The organism is Peribacillus sp. NPDC076916 (assembly GCF_050269675.1).
Taxonomy (GTDB): Bacteria; Bacillota; Bacilli; order Bacillales; family DSM-1321; genus Peribacillus; species Peribacillus aracenensis.
In genome coordinates, this window is sequence record NZ_JBNNIU010000004.1 from 320,041 (window position 1) to 334,622 (window position 14,582).

22 protein-coding genes are annotated in these 14,582 nt (G+C 35.9%); 2 read left to right on the top strand and 20 right to left on the bottom strand.

Annotated features, from left to right (window positions below):
- Positions 1–49: 49 nt before the first annotated feature.
- The 4 genes from ACQKFG_RS15265 to ACQKFG_RS15280 all read right to left on the bottom strand — a co-directional run bounded on the left by ACQKFG_RS15265 (position 50) and on the right by ACQKFG_RS15280 (position 3,576).
- Positions 50–1,726 (bottom strand): terminase TerL endonuclease subunit, encoded by a 1,677-nt coding sequence (locus ACQKFG_RS15265; RefSeq protein WP_427560289.1) that lies wholly within the window; start codon positions 1,724–1,726, stop codon positions 50–52.
- On the bottom strand, positions 1,723–2,064 hold the full coding sequence (locus ACQKFG_RS15270) for a P27 family phage terminase small subunit (RefSeq protein WP_427560292.1): 342 nt from the start codon (positions 2,062–2,064) through the stop codon (positions 1,723–1,725). Before ACQKFG_RS15270 ends, ACQKFG_RS15265 begins: the two co-directional genes overlap by 4 nt.
- A gap of 311 nt (positions 2,065–2,375) precedes the next feature.
- Positions 2,376–2,705 carry an HNH endonuclease gene (locus tag ACQKFG_RS15275; protein WP_427560295.1) on the bottom strand — a complete coding sequence of 110 codons (330 nt, stop codon included), beginning with the start codon at positions 2,703–2,705 and terminating at the stop codon, positions 2,376–2,378.
- A gap of 61 nt (positions 2,706–2,766) precedes the next feature.
- Positions 2,767–3,576, bottom strand: coding sequence for a hypothetical protein (locus ACQKFG_RS15280; RefSeq protein ID WP_427560298.1), 810 nt, complete (start codon positions 3,574–3,576; stop codon positions 2,767–2,769).
- A 113-nt stretch (positions 3,577–3,689) separates the two neighbouring features.
- On the opposite strand from ACQKFG_RS15280, the gene ACQKFG_RS15285 reads away from it, so the two are divergent.
- Positions 3,690–3,866: a hypothetical protein gene (locus ACQKFG_RS15285; protein ID WP_427560301.1), complete on the top strand. Its 177-nt coding sequence runs from the start codon at positions 3,690–3,692 to the stop codon at positions 3,864–3,866.
- A gap of 74 nt (positions 3,867–3,940) precedes the next feature.
- Here the strand turns inward: ACQKFG_RS15285 and ACQKFG_RS15290 are convergent, their stop codons facing one another.
- The 5 genes from ACQKFG_RS15290 to ACQKFG_RS15310 all read right to left on the bottom strand — a co-directional run bounded on the left by ACQKFG_RS15290 (position 3,941) and on the right by ACQKFG_RS15310 (position 6,322).
- Positions 3,941–4,147: a hypothetical protein gene (locus tag ACQKFG_RS15290; protein WP_427560304.1), complete on the bottom strand. Its 207-nt coding sequence runs from the start codon at positions 4,145–4,147 to the stop codon at positions 3,941–3,943.
- A gap of 98 nt (positions 4,148–4,245) precedes the next feature.
- A complete protein-coding gene (locus ACQKFG_RS15295) occupies positions 4,246–4,887 on the bottom strand; it encodes a hypothetical protein (protein WP_427560307.1) in 642 nt (213 codons plus the stop codon).
- A gap of 221 nt (positions 4,888–5,108) precedes the next feature.
- Positions 5,109–5,555: an ArpU family phage packaging/lysis transcriptional regulator gene (locus ACQKFG_RS15300; RefSeq protein ID WP_427560310.1), complete on the bottom strand. Its 447-nt coding sequence runs from the start codon at positions 5,553–5,555 to the stop codon at positions 5,109–5,111.
- A 57-nt stretch (positions 5,556–5,612) separates the two neighbouring features.
- Positions 5,613–5,957, bottom strand: coding sequence for an organic solvent tolerance protein OstA (locus tag ACQKFG_RS15305; protein ID WP_427560313.1), 345 nt, complete (start codon positions 5,955–5,957; stop codon positions 5,613–5,615).
- Positions 5,958–6,052: 95 nt separating this feature from the next.
- Complete coding sequence (locus ACQKFG_RS15310; protein WP_427560315.1) at positions 6,053–6,322, bottom strand: hypothetical protein; 270 nt, start codon at positions 6,320–6,322, stop codon at positions 6,053–6,055.
- A 267-nt stretch (positions 6,323–6,589) separates the two neighbouring features.
- Between ACQKFG_RS15310 and ACQKFG_RS15315 the strand changes: the two genes are divergently transcribed.
- Positions 6,590–6,748: a Spo0E family sporulation regulatory protein-aspartic acid phosphatase gene (locus ACQKFG_RS15315; RefSeq protein WP_427560805.1), complete on the top strand. Its 159-nt coding sequence runs from the start codon at positions 6,590–6,592 to the stop codon at positions 6,746–6,748.
- A 101-nt stretch (positions 6,749–6,849) separates the two neighbouring features.
- On the opposite strand, the gene ACQKFG_RS15320 is transcribed toward ACQKFG_RS15315, so the two are convergent.
- The 11 genes from ACQKFG_RS15320 to ACQKFG_RS15370 form a co-directional block, all read right to left on the bottom strand.
- Positions 6,850–7,584 (bottom strand): NUMOD4 domain-containing protein, encoded by a 735-nt coding sequence (locus tag ACQKFG_RS15320; RefSeq protein WP_427560318.1) that lies wholly within the window; start codon positions 7,582–7,584, stop codon positions 6,850–6,852.
- A gap of 14 nt (positions 7,585–7,598) precedes the next feature.
- Entirely contained in the window at positions 7,599–7,823 is a 225-nt protein-coding gene (locus ACQKFG_RS15325; protein WP_427560321.1) for a hypothetical protein, read from the bottom strand.
- Positions 7,823–8,092, bottom strand: a complete 270-nt coding sequence (locus tag ACQKFG_RS15330; RefSeq protein WP_427560324.1) for a hypothetical protein — start codon at positions 8,090–8,092, stop codon at positions 7,823–7,825. Before ACQKFG_RS15330 ends, ACQKFG_RS15325 begins: the two co-directional genes overlap by 1 nt.
- Before the next feature lie 233 nt (positions 8,093–8,325).
- Complete coding sequence (locus ACQKFG_RS15335; RefSeq protein WP_427560326.1) at positions 8,326–8,493, bottom strand: Fur-regulated basic protein FbpA; 168 nt, start codon at positions 8,491–8,493, stop codon at positions 8,326–8,328.
- Between the two features lie 158 nt (positions 8,494–8,651).
- Complete coding sequence (locus tag ACQKFG_RS15340) at positions 8,652–9,191, bottom strand: ERCC4 domain-containing protein (protein ID WP_427560329.1); 540 nt, start codon at positions 9,189–9,191, stop codon at positions 8,652–8,654.
- Between the two features lie 2 nt (positions 9,192–9,193).
- Positions 9,194–9,643, bottom strand: a complete 450-nt coding sequence (locus tag ACQKFG_RS15345; RefSeq protein ID WP_427560332.1) for a hypothetical protein — start codon at positions 9,641–9,643, stop codon at positions 9,194–9,196.
- A 279-nt stretch (positions 9,644–9,922) separates the two neighbouring features.
- Positions 9,923–12,259 carry a phage/plasmid primase, P4 family gene (locus ACQKFG_RS15350; RefSeq protein ID WP_427560335.1) on the bottom strand — a complete coding sequence of 779 codons (2,337 nt, stop codon included), beginning with the start codon at positions 12,257–12,259 and terminating at the stop codon, positions 9,923–9,925.
- 308 nt (positions 12,260–12,567) lie between these two features.
- Positions 12,568–13,044: a DUF669 domain-containing protein gene (locus tag ACQKFG_RS15355; RefSeq protein WP_427560338.1), complete on the bottom strand. Its 477-nt coding sequence runs from the start codon at positions 13,042–13,044 to the stop codon at positions 12,568–12,570.
- The gene (locus ACQKFG_RS15360) at positions 13,044–13,736 is read right to left on the bottom strand and encodes an AAA family ATPase (RefSeq protein WP_427560341.1); all 693 of its coding nucleotides are present in this window, start codon (positions 13,734–13,736) and stop codon (positions 13,044–13,046) included. Before ACQKFG_RS15360 ends, ACQKFG_RS15355 begins: the two co-directional genes overlap by 1 nt.
- Entirely contained in the window at positions 13,737–14,153 is a 417-nt protein-coding gene (locus ACQKFG_RS15365; protein ID WP_427560344.1) for a hypothetical protein, read from the bottom strand.
- Between the two features lie 111 nt (positions 14,154–14,264).
- The gene (locus ACQKFG_RS15370; RefSeq protein ID WP_427560347.1) at positions 14,265–14,516 is read right to left on the bottom strand and encodes a hypothetical protein; all 252 of its coding nucleotides are present in this window, start codon (positions 14,514–14,516) and stop codon (positions 14,265–14,267) included.
- Positions 14,517–14,582: the final 66 nt, after the last annotated feature.

Here is a 14,582-nt window from a genome sequence, read left to right on the forward strand (position 1 = left end):
TTCTTTTTGAATATCGCTTCTAAAAAACCCAATTGTTCTCACCCCCCTTCTAAAATTTAATGTCTGCTAAGAAGAACTCCACACCCACTGAAATTTCATCTGCTCGATACATGCCATGAACAAATGCCTGGAAACCATCGGTTTTACGTTTAACTGGTTCTTTTTTCTGATATTCCTTATTCCCACGTTTATCAATAACGACAAGTACGTTATTTGTGTACCAACGCATCATTGGATTAGAACCAAATATAATTTGATGATTTGCGAAGGCCGTTTCTATCCGAGGCGCTAATAAACTATGGATAGCTCGTGGATTTTTAATAATCTCTACTTCAAATCCTTCTTCTTCAAAAACCGGCCTTAAAACTTCCATACGAAAATTATCTGCAACAATTTTTTTAATCAAATAATGCTCACGCATTTCTACAAACCATTGAACAATAGTACGAGGATCTATTGTTGGTGAGTCAATAACAGACAATAAACCTTGCTCTTCCCACTCACGAATAGGAGCTACTTTCTTTTGATTTTTCACATTATCACTTGTCATTTTAGAATAAGCATAATGTTTATCGACGAATTCCTTACGCACGAATGAGTGAGATTTAAAAATATAATTTTCCGCTTCATCTCTAAATAAAAGACCGCATGCTGCAAAGTCACGAATGGATGCAAAGTCTAAACACCCAATACATTCTTTATTTTGAAGTTCAGGCATTTCTCGATTAGTTGCTTCGATTTCTTCCCAAGTTGCTACTGATTTTTCTAAATCGACCTTAGGAAGGTTCATCCGTTTCGTCATGAATTCTTCAAAGTTCGAAGGATCGTCTTCCAGTTCTTCGTACTCTTCATGGATTGTATCGAAAAGACCCTGGGCATAATCACTCCGGGGCTCACATAACATTGGATTTGCTTTTTCCCATAGATCGGGATTGTCTGCCTCTGATTCATCATCTAACTTACAAATAAACGGAAAGAGAGAATTCCAACGGGCCTCTCCCTTTAAAACTTTCAGGGCCTTTTCCTTTTGTTTGTCTAAGAAGCCCTCACGAACATAACCATCGGTACCAATATAGAACTCCCTCGGGTTTGGTTTTTTACCAAGACCAGAAATATGAACACGTACATCCTTGTTATCCTCATATTGATGGATTTCATCGAAGATAACAGCACCGTCCCGCAATCCATCCTTCGTACCACCATTTGATGTTCTAAATGTAAAGATAGAATTGGTCTTCTTTGATACAACTTTAGTTAACGTTGCTTTAAAAGCACGCTGTAGCACTTCATGTTTTTTCACACATTTATAAGCTTCATCAACGGATGTTTTGGCCTGTTCTTCACTATTGGCCACAATTGAAATGTTATAGTCTTCAATTCCATGAAGCTCGCTAATAAGAAAATTTGAAATTACGGTAATCAAACCATTCTTCCCACCACCACGGCCAAGCATCAAAAGGAATTTACGGAAGACCACTCGATTGTTCTTTTTCCAAAATAAAAAGACGAATGCTATTAAGAACTTTTGAAATGCAGTTAATGGGAAGTACCACTTCTCACCAAATGCAATGCAATTCTCAATCAATTCGTCATTAAAATAAACTTGATCATTATTAGTAATGTTTCTTTGTATAAATTGGATTAACAGTATCCGCTCTTCGTTTAGTTTTATTTGTCCTGTTTCATACAGGTGAATATAATCATCAACATATTTTTGAATACTCATAATAAATCACTTGATTCATAATCACTCTTTTTTTCTTCCACAGTTGATGATGAAGAGGAAGGGACAAGATTCCCGTTAGAGAAATTTATACTTTTTTCAAGTGCAATCATTTGTGAATTCAATTTATTCTTTTCGTTCATTGCTGGATGAGCTTTGATAAATTTCTGTGATCCATTTTCTATGACGATAGTTGCTCCATCGCGTTCAATGGCCTCATTGCATGCTGAATCCAGTTCCCGCAATTTAATGTACCGAATCACTTTATCGACTTCCAGCAAGTCATCAGTGTCAATCCGCAGCAAGAGCTGTTCTTTCAGCTGCTCTAATATATCGCTCATGCTACCCCCTCCCCTCTATCCATACCCCTTACGTGCGTGAATTTTAAAAAAACATTTGCGAGTTAGGCCCCCTCCCCGGTCCCCGGGTTTCAAAAAAATGGTGAAACTTTTGACCGGGGGGTGTTATTCATTTCCTAATTTAATGATCGCTGCATTTATATCTTCAATTTTTTTATTATTCATATCAAAATCGGCATTTAATTGGTCTGCCTGTCTATAAAGACACTGATTCACTAATGGAAACATTTTGTTGAATTAACTTATCTTTAGCTTATATCAAAGCTTCTACTGCAGCATTGTTATTCATGTCATTACCACCTTTCATCATCCCACTTCTTCTCCTTTGTCGCTCCAAACACACGATCATGCATCTTGTTATGACATTGCAGGCATAAGGTTTCAAGGTTATCTAATACCAATGCTAACTTTGGATAGTGTTCTATCCCATACTTATGATGGACGTTGAGCTCTACACTCTTACGTTCACCTTGTACCTTGATTGAGTCCACATGCACTTTTCCTTCACGCTTACACTGTTGGCACTCATTGTTGTCCCTCTCTAACGCCTGCTGCCTTAACCTGTTCCAGTCACCTGTCCTATAGAACTTCTTCTTCTGTTCCTCAGTCTTGTATTCACCCATCCATACTCAACCCTCACCTTTCTTTTCCACAATAAAAAGCACCTTTAAGGTGCTTGATAATTTATTTCCCAAAATATTCATTACGTTTAAAATCAAGCCAATTATTCATTACATCAATTAAAGAATGTCTTACATCCTGGATTGTTGGTATTTCTTTAGGAGCCCGATCCTTAGTTTGTCCATGTCTTGATAAAAATCCTGCCCCTCCTTTTTTGGTATTAATAAATCCGGTATGTTTCAGCAAAGAGACAAGTGCAGAATGAAGCTCTTCGGATATTTCAGGTCCATTCCTTTTGACAATTTTACCTTGACTCTTACCAAGGTCTAATTCATTAAGAATATTTTCGAAAATTTTATAAGTATTAATCAGCAGATAAAGAATCTGTTCTTCACCTAAAGAAAGAAGTAAAAGATTTTCTCTTACTAAAGGATCCAATACAGCTAATCTAACAATATCTTCACTTCTATTTGAAGGTTGGCCAACAGCTTGCTCTTCTACTTGCTTAGCAATTGTATCATCGAAAGGATTCATTAATTCTTCAAACTCAATATCTACATCCTTACTATAATACGAAGGTCTTTTGTATCTATTTTGGTTATAAAAATATAACCCTAAATCTCCAAAAGAATGAATCTTATCGTGACCATTCAATACTCTAATAGCGCTTAATAAACGAATCATTGAACTCAATCTATAATAAGCCCTATTACCTTCATCTTCTCCAAGAACATCAACATGAGGTGAAGAAATTCTTGGAGTTAAGTCTGCCATATCATCGTCACCATTCCACAAATATATATGTCGCCCAATATTCCAAGATGCAAAGCCTGGATTTTCATAAATCATCATTAACCAAGAATGTTCACTCAAATAAGCCAACTCCTCCCTTGGATTATTTTACCTCCACTTCATTATTACCAGCAACTTATTATACAATCTGATATCATATATAAAGTTGAATCCATTATTGAAGGTGATCAGTATTGACTGAAGAAAAATACAACGGCTATGATACATCTATTGTTTACGACTATAAAGACCACCCTGATATTAATAGTGGTAAATGTGATAATTGTGGTAAAGCCCAGTTTAAAAGTTCCGTTAAGGACTATGTCTATATTCGCGAGTGTCGCAATTGTGGCATGAAGAAAAGCATCTGACCCTTTGATGGGTCGTTTTTTATTTCCTCCCCCCTTCTTTCCCCATAGAAAAAAGCACCCAAATTAATGGATCCCTAAACTGTTGTTACACCTATAACTTTAAATTCTGTTATAGGCTTATTGATTGCCAAAGATAATTTATTATTAACTTCTTCTAACCCCTCAGGTGTATCAATATCTAATCCTTCACTAACAGTAATTAACTTGTAACTAAATGAATTATTCGGTATTAAATTACCTCTGAAAATTTCAAACCATAAATACTCCACTTCTATATCCATTTCAAAACATCTCCCTTCAGCCCTATTCATTCGACAAAATCAGATAAATTCCTTCAAAATAAAAAGCACCCTTGAAAGGATGCTTTAGTTAAGTATTTTTAAATTAATAAGTGCTTGGGAGAATTTTTCTCCGTTTCAGAAATCCATTCAGCTATTTCATTCAACATTTGCTGTACTTCTTCTACAGAAAGTCCTTCCTCAGCCTTTACCCAAACCGAATGGAAATAACTGCCGATATCTTCAGGATAACTTATAAAGTCATGCCCTAAAACTGTTTTTAATGCAGGAGTTGCTTCTGTGTCTCCTTGAATATCATATGCATTAAAAGATATTTTCCAACCTTCTTCATTTCTAACTATAGAATAATCGTCATGATGTCCCCATCTATTGGAGAAAACCTTAAACTTAAATGTATTCCCCATTGATATATCAGGATTGTCATCATTTGCTGTAGAATCTTCAAGATAAGCTAATAAATCTTCTGACGGATGTAAGTGATAGTAAAACTCTGGATCCTCTGGACTCATATCACTATTTTTAATAACCGCCTTTGTAAGTTTTGGCTTAGGTTCTAATTGCATATGCAATTCATGAGCAGCATCTGCCATTTCTCTATAGGTTTTATCAACTTCGCTACTATTTAACCGTTCTATATCAGAGTAATGATCCTGCAATTTTTTTACACATACTTTTACTATCTCTTTCATCTGTTCCTGTTCGATTGTCAAATTTATTTTCATTTTGATCCCCTCCTACCCACAATTATGAGTAAAAAGAACCATTTGGACAAACACTATCGTTCGTCAAATAATGACATAAAAAGACGACACTATTTAAGTGCCGCCCGCCTCTTTTCTTTATTCTCTATGCTATAAATTTACCACACCCAAATCCAAATGAATGAAAGTTATATGAAAATATTTCTAAATTATTTTGAAAGTTTTTTGAAACATTTTTGAAACTAATTACCTACAGTTACAGCAAGATTAAGAGTTAAAGCCAAGCGATAGAAGGCTTTCCATCTAATCTTTCCATAAGTCACATGACTAATTGGAGGTTGGAATTTATAACAATACACTTGAAAATCATTTATATAATCACTGTCTTGGGACATGTAACGTTCTTCAATTAAAAATCGCTCCATTTTAGGTAATCTTCGAACAGCCCATTCGGTACGTTCACAGTAATCTTTTTGGTATCTTTGTTGATCCGCATTATAGATGGCAATATCTCCTGTTTGATCACTAGTCTGATTTGTTGGGCCATGATAACGTACTTCTGAGCTTGCTGTCACCGATGCTTCACGTTCCTCAAAGATTAAGTATTTATATAGGCGATATATTTCCAAATGAGACTCCACAGCTGACTGTGTAGCATTCCGATCTAATTCAGGTAATTTAAAGCTCATTGTATCCCCCATTTCTCAAAAACACCCCAAGCCTAAAGCTCAGGGATTTTTATTCAATCAATTGATTAATTCTTCATCCATTTTTAGTTGGTCAGGGCTAACACTTGCTGAACCATCTTTCTCAATCGTGTATTCCACACCTTCATGCGGCTCTTCTAAATCATCTGTGCTCATTTGTCCTTCCGGTGCATTTTCTTTTTGCGGATTCTCCATTACTTCTTTAGGAGTTTGATAAGCGAATGTTAAATCGATTAAGAAATACTGACCGTACTTGTTATATTTCTCAGTGATCTTGTGCATTTGAAGGTTGTCGTTTTCTTTAGCAGCTGAAACAATTTCCTCTGCTTGCTCCCGTGTATCTGCATAATGTTGTTCCTTTTGACTAAGTTGTACTTTTGACATTGAATATTCCTCCTATTAATAGCTGTTATTTTTATTTGAATGTATAAGTAGACTAATTGCTTCAATATAGATAGTTGATGAAAGTTTTCCTTTATTTATAAAGCATTTCTAGCTTTAGAAAGTCTTTCAGCAGCTCTTTCCCTTTGCTCATCTGTATAGACACGTTCTTTTTTCATGGTGACCTGTTTTTCAGTCAATGTTCCCCTAACAGCTATCGGTCTATCATCCTCGGATTCTAAGACGAATAACTCTGTTAAGTTAGTGAGTTTTCGAATGTGTTTCGGCACAGTAGAGTAAACGGTCCACTCGCCTGTACTGTTATCGAAAACTAATGAAGTTTCTTGTTCTTCTCGGGAATATCCCATATTGGAACCTCCTGTCCTTTGCAAACATATAATATAGTCTGTCATTCATTAAACCCTTTCGGACTAGTAACTATCTTTGGCCTTGATGGTTACTTTTTTTGTGTCGCAGTTTATTCGTACTGTACGTTCAAGTTGTCAAAAATTATTTTGGTAATATTTATTAAATTTTTAGTTCTTTTCTCATCGTTATTTTTTGTATATAATTACTTTTTAGACAAATTTTTGATTAGTTATTATATATTACCTAGAGAAAGGTTATGGTTATTAGTGTTATCCCTTAACGAATTGAATTGTAAGATTGATTACTTGAGAACCCATTTAATTGAAATTGGTATGTTACAAGGCCTTTCTCACCCCGAAACCGTTAAATCTAGTCAAGAGTTAGATAAGTTGTTGTACCAATTTCAAAGAAACATTTTAAAATAATCCTATATCCCGAGAAATTCCTTAGGCTTCATTCTATCTTCAGATTAAAGGATCACATGTCGTGGTCTTTTTTTAGTCCGAAGATTCCTAACATTTTTTGTCTACAGTTTTGCATTCTGTAAACGCAGCGATTCATATTCTTCAGCGAACATAAACACATTTCCATCACTTTTTTGAGTCTTATTATTACAGCGATCCAAAACGGTTTGATATGAGAAGAAGCATTTCCTACCGGCTTCACGTACTGACCTATATTCCTCCAAAACTTCCATAGTATCTTTATCAAGCCTTACTACTGGTTTACTTTTAGACTTGAATCCCGTCTTTTTACCAAGTTTCCCTTTGGTAATGTACTCAAGATTTACAAAATAATTATCAGTCTTTATTAAATTTTTATGATACAACACTTCCCCTGGCTTGGGATTACCTACAAAGTGAAAAGCAACCAAATGAGAAGCGTTGTATTTCTTAACCTTGTTTTTAAATTGCAACTTTACCATTAAGTTCCCACTACGCTTATGGAGATAAGGAAGCAAAAACATTTCTGACCTTTTGTATAATCGCTTGAAACGACCATAATTAGAAACTAGGAATTTTCCGTCTGAACCTTCTATGGTCTTCCACACTTCATTATGGTATTTCTCCTTCACATACCAATCTTTACGCTGCTGCACTGTGGTCTTATGGTCTGCTAAATAGCAATTTATATTTGATAACTTCATCTTTCTTGATTTATGAGTAGCTAGGCTTGAAAACGATTTTCCCGTTAACAATTCCAATTCCTTATACGTTGTTTCTGTTAAAATATTGGTTCTCGGATCGTACAAGTACAGCAATGGAATCCCTCCTTTTATTCAACAATTCTTCTCAACTTAGCAATCCAAGGAGACGAAAAATCTTCTACCGGAAATCGCCTTTGCTCGAATGTGAAATTATGAAGTATTTCAGATTGAGGTTTTTCTTGTTTAAGAGGGGAAACAACCTCAAATCCCCTCGCTAATAAATCCTTGATAGCCTGCTCAGCTTCATGCTTCCTTTGGCGACGGATAATAACCGGCTGTATTTGCCTGGCCATTATTTCTGTTCCTCCAATAATTGTTCAGCAATTGCTCCCGATACAGCTGATACATGAATCAATTCTTTATATAAGTTGGATGCATCAGTTTCCTTGCCCCATCCTTTGTTTATTTGCATTGCTTGGGCAACCTCCCCCACTTCCTCAACTAAAATAGTGAGCCAGGTCCCCAAATCGTGCCGTTGAATTCCCCATTTTTCATCTTGACGATTTCTTTCCTGATTGATATCTTCCAAAACCATATTTCTAAGAGAATGTTTATTTCCCAATGTATTTACCTCCATCCTTAAATCCTTTTTCATAAGCACCCACTGAAAACAATGACATGAAGAACATTCCGACCCAAGATCCAATGATGAAAGCTACGATAATGAACATCCGTCCAACCCCTTATCTATTTCTTCCTTCAAGAAAACCGGACTTAACAAAGATGTTTCTAAATGCACGCTTTACACGATCCTTTTTTCTTTTGGCCAGAGACTTCTTCAAACGACGTTTACCCTTATTCGTCATGTTTTCCCCTCGCTTTTTCAGTTTTGTAGATATCCTCCAATTCGCTCAACGTTAATTCATACAGCTGCAATCCCTCTGGCGTTTTGAAATATCCCATTTTCAACAATTCATTTTTATAAAAGTCTTTTTCAAGTTCGACTCTTTGACGTAAGAACATAGTTCAATCCTTTCTAGCAAAGTTAATATCTAAGACAAAATGACACCCGCATGTACATTTGAATTTATAACTATTCAGGCGTATGTGTTTCCCCGAATAAACAGTAAATTTACAGGCTGGACAGAAAGCTTTGTATCTTTGTCCACTCATAGCCTTCATTAAAAAACACCAGTCCTAAGATAATGTTTTGCCTGATAATAAAAATGGTGATATATCCAGTTCCCACTGAATTTTTGATCTAAATATACGATTTCAAAATTGTATTTTGCTTTGAATGTATTAAGTCTTCCGAGCAACGCTAATGGATTGTACTTGGAACGATACTTTCCTTTTAGCATTTTTTCATAACCGTGTAAGTCTTCTACAATCAAAGTGAAGGGAATGTCTTTAGAGCGAATTAATTCATTTTCAAATGCTGTTTGTGTATCCTTTTGAAGATTTCCTGTAATTTCATCCATATGAGCTTTACGTTCCACTCTGCTGCTTAAATAAATATCTCGACTTATTCCCAATTCTTCATTTTTCGGTATCATGCAGCCATAATCGCCTGTGTCCAGTTTTTGAATTTTCACTGGAATATCTTTTTGCCGTAAATAATCAAGTATATGGCCGTTTACATTTTCACGAGTATCAACAACTATCGTTAATGTTTTTAGTATTTTATTTAATTCCGTATCTGAGTAATGGTAGGAAATCAATTTCATTCACCTGCTTTATTTTGCTTTTTGGCATAGTTGACTGCACGTATGTATAATTCTTTTGCCAATTTATTAGATTCATCATTTTCAAATTGCCGAAAATCTTCATAAATGTCGTTCCATCCATTCCTAGCAAGTGAGCACATCCATTCATCAAACAAAGCGAATGTGCCCTCTTCATTGCATAACCAGGCATTCAATTTTTCGTTATGCTGCCATCCACAGATTTGATGAACCATTTTCATAAGAGTGATTTTCTCAGCACTAGCGTTATTCCATGAATTAAACCATTCATCAATTGCTACGTAATCCCGTTCTGCAACTTCCATCACTTCTGGCGGAATTAAATTTTGATTTTTTATCGCTATCCGGTCATCCGTTTCATCAAAATAGATGTTTGCACCCGATTTCCAAATTTGACTAAGGATCAATAAAACTTGCAAATCTATCACCTCTATATCGAAAACTATTAAATTACGTTACTAATAATTAACCAATTTTTACGAAAAGTTATTAAAATGTAACCACGCAATCCTTAGAGCCGTAAGGGTTTGAAGGAATTCGTTATTAAGTGTTACCTGTTTTGGAGTTAAATGCTCTATATATATATATTTATATTTTTTTATTTTTTTATTTATATACAAAACAAATAACAAAAGGTAACTTTAATAGATTAATAATTACTCAAACCCTTGATACTATTGGCCTCAAGCCACAATTTGAAGGAGTTACTAAACTAACTTGAAACTGCCATTACCGTCATTTTCGGTTAACTTTTGCTGAAAATGGCTACCTTTTCGCTCCTTTAAAGTAACTCCATGAATAAATGTTTTATTCTGATTGCCTTTTTTCTTTTTAAAACCCTTCGTTTCAAGCATTCGATAAAATGACCGATTTTTTAATGCGTGCTCACCGGTTTTAAAGCACCAATTCGAATAAACTTCATAAAGTTCTTTTGCTTCAATTTTTACTTCATCGATCATTGGAATGTAGCAGCACTCATAAAGGAATGGCCCGAGGATATCCATATCTTCTTTATAGTCGCCGGTTGCTTTCTTTACTATTGCTGGTTCTTTCAGCCCCGACTGCTGCCACTTCAAGCAACCTTCAATGGCCCAGTTTAATATTCCAGGCATTTCAAGCGATAGTTTTTCTGGAAGTTTAAGATCACGTTTTTCTTTTGGTAATTGGAGGTTAAAAGGAACTAATTTAACACGTCTCCAAATACCTTCGTCTACTCCCTTTATGACTGGCTTGTGATTTGTAGTGAAGAAAACCTTAAATTCTGGTGTAAACTCAAAATATTCTTGGCGAAGGAAGCGAGCAAGTACGGGTTCGCCACCTGTAATCTGTTTAACGAATGCTTCAGATAACTGCTCACCATCTTCACTTTCGATTGCAGAAACAAAACGAGATCCTACTAATCGTGCAATATCGTTATTGGCGCCAGTTTCTTTTTTCTTGATGAAAGTATCTGATTTAGCTTGCTTCCCATATTCGCCCATGAGGTCCTTAATGGTGTTAATGAAAGTTGATTTTCCATTGGATCCACCACCGATTAGGAAAACCATTATTTGTTCAGTGATTTCTCCAGTAAGGGAGTAACCAATTAATCGCTGCATGTATTCGATTAATTCTTTGTCTCCTAAGAAAATCTGTTCAAGGAATTTAAGCCACTCTGGACATTTTGCATTTTCATCAAATTCAACATTGGTGATTTTCGTTAATCCTAATTCACGATCATAAGGCTGCAACTTACCGGTCTTCAAATCGATAATCCCGTTTTCAACATTAAATAAGTATTTGTGTTTATCGAAATCTTCTCTTTCAGCTGGCACCAAAGGCATTAAGTCTTTAATGGAGTTAATCCGTATATTACGTTTGCCACACATACGCGCCCATTTCACTTCAAGTTCATCATCTGATTTCTCTAACCCCCTAATTACTTTGTTAGCGATACGTTCGATTTGTTTCTTATTATCAAATTTCCAACGTTTACCGTCCCAGATTAACCAACCCATATCGGATACATATTTGATAACATGGCCATATTCATATGCAATCCGTTCTGCATTACCTAATTCATTCAATCGGAATTTCTTTTTCGGCTTTTCCTCCACAACTTCTTTCTCAACATTGTGGAAGTCAAAAGAGAATTCTGCGAATTGTTCCTTGTTATCTAATATTGTTGTAGAGGTGGCAGAAATGGCTGTTGCTATCGTTCGTTCGCCATACGTTTCATTTGTATCTCTAAAATGGATAACATCCCATTTATCACGCATAAGAGCTGATTCACGAAACATAGTATCCATTCGTGTTGAAGATTTACCTGTCCAAAATGCAAGGTGATTGCATAGAGCCAAATCACTCGCTGAATGATCATCATTTATCAGATTCCCATTGAATAACGACCGTATTTCATCACCGTTTTTGCTTCGGAAAATTCTCTCCCATAAAGCATCGTTTGTTATAGTGATTTCGTCTTTCTCAAATTCAGCTAAGTTGACACGACCTTGAATATCACTGTCATCGAAATATTGCTCAAATACTTCAGCAATTTCATCTGTACGCTCATATACGTCATTAGAATTTTCACGATTACCAGTGAAACTGAAGTAACGTCCATATGAATAAATTTCTAAGCCATGCTTAGTGTTCTTTCGGCCAGTCCCTAGAACAGTTTGTGGAAGGTTCCCCTTAATGATGATGTGGACTCCGGTCCCAGAAGGAGAAAACTCCGTATAACTATCTAAAGTGTCGATAATTTCTGTTGAAAGAGTATTAGTCTTTCCATCTACAACGCATTTGTCTATATCGATCCCGATGTAATTGTCCTGCCGGCTAAATACAAACCCTATGCCGTCATAGTCGCCTTCTAAGTAGAATTTGACTGCTGTTGCAAATGTCGACCAAGTACGTCTATTATTCGCCTGAGCCATATCTCCATTTACTTGATATGGAACCTTTGTTGGTTTGTTATTTCGCTTTTCCGATCTCCACAAAATCCATTGAGGAAGGGCTTTTAATTCGGCAGGGATTTCGTTGAAATTGTATGGATTTTCCTTCATGGTGCCCCTCCTACTCTCGGTCTTTGTAAATCAGTCCCTGACGAAACATATGGGCGTGACTTATGTGAATTGCCTTTGTACTAAAACGCCATTTCGCCCAATCGTGACCTATTTTCGTTTTAATTTTCCGGATTGCTTTAGATTTAGTCGGCTCTTGAATACCGAATACAAACTGTTTGCTAACACTACTCCAGATGCCGTACATACCTGTTTTTGGACTCTTCGCCACCGTTTTTCACCTCTTTCCACTGTTTTTGGGTATAAAAAAGAGAAGCTAGTATAATACCAACTTCTCTATTTAGTTTTATTTAGAATGGGATATCATCGTCACTGATGGTTATTCCTCCACCTTGGGAAATTGGATTCACATCGGACACATCATAATATTTTGCTTTAGCAGCAGTGCGTTTCTGTTTCACACCATCAACCAATTTTTCATAATCCTCATGCTTAACAGTGATTTTTAAGTTTTTATTGATCAACTGCTTTGCCATATCTTCAGCTGAACTGAATGCATGATTGTTAGAAAAACCACATGCTTTTAATAATGAGTTGACTATCCGTACAGAAACCTCATGTTCAAAGGTGAATGTATTGTAAAGCACTTTTGCACCTTGATGATTTTGCGGCACATCACTACGAATCTCAAAGTCAACTGATAATTTAGGTTTTTTAGCTTGTGTTAGACCAGCTTCAGCATTAACAATTACTGCCTCATATTTACCTTCTGCTACTAATTCAAATCCTGTACTTGCATTTTCTTCATCAAATTTAAAGAATGACATTATTTATTTCCCCCTGTATTTTCATTTGTGGTTGATACTAATATTTCTTCTTGAACACAGCCTTTACGATTATCAAGATGATTCTTGGCAAAAATGCTCTGGTTACCTTCCAAAATAAATCCGCGGGTCCCATCTGCTTTTCTAATCAATCGAGCTACAACATGCACGATTCCCATAACGTGATTAACGATTTTGTCACGAATATCCGGAATGAATTGGTTATATTGCTGCCCGTCATCATGGATAATGCTGCGTGTAGTTTCCCAAGCAGTGTAGATGACATTGGCATCTAAACCATTGAATGTTTCAATAACTTTCAGTAAGTGGTTATCAAATAATGCATAATCTTTTAACTCCGGCATTCCACTTTTAGTTTTTTCTCCCTTACTCATCAACCAAAGTTTTTGATAATGAGTAAGATTGTCCACAAAAATGTTATCGTAATTAGCGATATCCGCTTTTGCATGTGCATAAAAATCTAAAATGCTTTGGTGAGGATCGCTTGAATCAATCTTTGCGACATCCACATTTGAGTATCCTTGTAATACTTGGCTTGTTCCATCAATATCAAGCACCAACGTTTTCCCAGGTAGCAATCCAGAAACTGTTGTTTTACCGTCACCGGGCTTTGAGTAGATAATGACTTTCGCCTTTTCGCTTTTTTTAATTTCAGCGCCGTTTGTAGTTTCCAATTAGTTCACTTCCTTTTCATCCAACAAACCAATGTTATAAGCTTGTTTAGCTTTTATGTGATCAACAAGCTGACCACCTACTGTATTTGCATAAGGAGATATTTCACCTTGGTAATAACCAGTTTCTAATTCAGTATTTGAAAATGGGTGTCCTGGCTTTAAAACAGGTTGACCACTCCATTTATATTTCTTCTTTGCCCAACCATAATATTTTCTTTTTCCTGTTAAGAATATGGTGTTGCCATTCCTATCTTGGTAGTACCAATCCCATAGTTCTGGTCCTATTTCACTTGCTCCACATTCATAACAATGATAAGGACCGCATTGCACCATTCCTACGCCTACATCTACATAATCAGCTTCCATTTCCGATTTGCAATAAGGACAATCTTTAGTTGGAGTATCATAGGCCCCCATTACTTTCATCCCCCCCCTTCCACAATCTCAATGATTTCGTTATATTCCTTCACCAATTTCTCATGACGCTCAATCGACTGTGAAAGGGATTCATTGGACTGAGTATTAACTTCAATTTTCATCTTCGCTTCCGATATTTCCCGAAGAAGATGATCGCGGTCTTTCTTGATTCGCTTCAATGCATCCATTTAGTTTTTCACCTTCCTTTAACATCGAATCAAGGTATTCATAGTTTTCTATTAAATCTTCAAATAGATGACTACCACCTATGGAAGGTTCATATTGTTCTAGTAACTTATACAGAGGTTGTAATAAGTCGGTTTCTGGACTGAATACTGTGCGTCCTTTAGAATCGAAATACATTTTCTCTTCCTCCTGTTGCATATTTGATACAAAAGTGTATAAAATATTATTAAGCGATTTACCTTT